The following is a 1,105-nucleotide window of genomic DNA, read 5'->3' as shown; positions in this document are numbered from 1 at the left end:
CTTCATGGACCGGCCAGAAGAGTGCCGCGGCCTGCGTCAGGTCTTCGAGCGCCAATTCGAAAAATAGCTGCTCGCCCGCTTTCCCTTCTCTGGCTTTTCGATGAAGGGCCTCGTCGTAAGCTGTGCTGTTTTTAATCGCCTCATCGAAAATCGTGGGGTTCGACGTCAATCCCGTCACCGAAAAGTCGGTGCAATAGCGCTGAAGGGTGCCGCTGCTCAGCAGATCGCGGGTGATGTTGTCCAGCCAGAGGCTTTGGCCGAGTTCATGCAATCGGGTTGTTACGTTCATGGCGACCTCGCTGGTGGGCGAGAAAGTGATTCACCCTCGCCAGTCTCATATGGTGCGCGCAGTTCACTCGACCAATATGCGCGCTTCCCGCGCTGCGTCGATGAATGCGTCTCTCGCGACGTCAGCCGAAACACTGACGTTCAAGGCCTGCTGGCATGCCCGTTTCGCGGATCGGTGCTTATCGCTACCTCCGTCACGCCAATGGTCGTTAAGCAGGTCAAAAGCTTGTCGAGCGTTGGTCAGGTTTCGGATGTCACCGCTTATGCCGGTGGCAACAGATATTGGCTTGGAAAACCACGCATCATACATGGGGCGGCCCGCCTCGAATTGGCTGAACTCTCACAACGCGCCTCGTCAGGCGAAGTTTCATCGACAGCCATCACCCTTGCGTGAACCCCAGGTTTTTGAATAGCAGCGGTGCGTTGAGAGCGGTCGCGCAGGCAGCAAGTAGGCGCTGGTCTGGAAGAGCGGACCGAATGCGCTCATCTCTTGCAACTCTGATCGGGAAGGAGTTATCTGCGGAACACAACGCAGTTTGTTAGTCGATAGAAGCGCCGAGCAATGTCGGGGGCCAAATCGCTATCGAGGGTGATATCCCCGCGAATGACCGTCTGTTGTCTTGATGTAAAGGGCGCACACTGGCTGCCGCACTTACCGTTGGGTCCGGAACGTCCGCTGGCGCAGTTGGCCGCGCAGCGCTGAACTTCGGCCTTAGTCGCGATGCTTGCAATCGCGGATTGCGAACCGAGTGCATAGGAAAGGAGCCACCCATGTCCCAAGCACCGAACCAAGAAGACGCCACCAAAAGTCTATATG

General features: G+C 57.1%; 2 protein-coding genes. Both read right to left on the bottom strand.

Translation table 11 applies throughout. The annotated features are described in order from the left end of the window. On the bottom strand, positions 1-289 hold a 289-nt coding region (locus EN935_RS37265; protein WP_281040413.1), incomplete at its 3' end, for a transaldolase family protein. Between the two features lie 63 nt (positions 290-352). Continuing rightward, on the bottom strand, positions 353-598 hold the full coding sequence (locus EN935_RS37260) for a DUF982 domain-containing protein (protein WP_127374303.1): 246 nt from the start codon (positions 596-598) through the stop codon (positions 353-355). Between the last annotated feature and the right edge of the window lie 507 nt (positions 599-1,105).

This window comes from Mesorhizobium sp. M7D.F.Ca.US.004.03.1.1 (assembly GCF_003998635.1).
GTDB classification, from domain to species: Bacteria; Pseudomonadota; Alphaproteobacteria; order Rhizobiales; family Rhizobiaceae; genus Mesorhizobium; species Mesorhizobium loti.
Note: the sequence above shows the minus strand (reverse complement) of the source record. Positions and strands in the feature narration are given on the sequence as shown.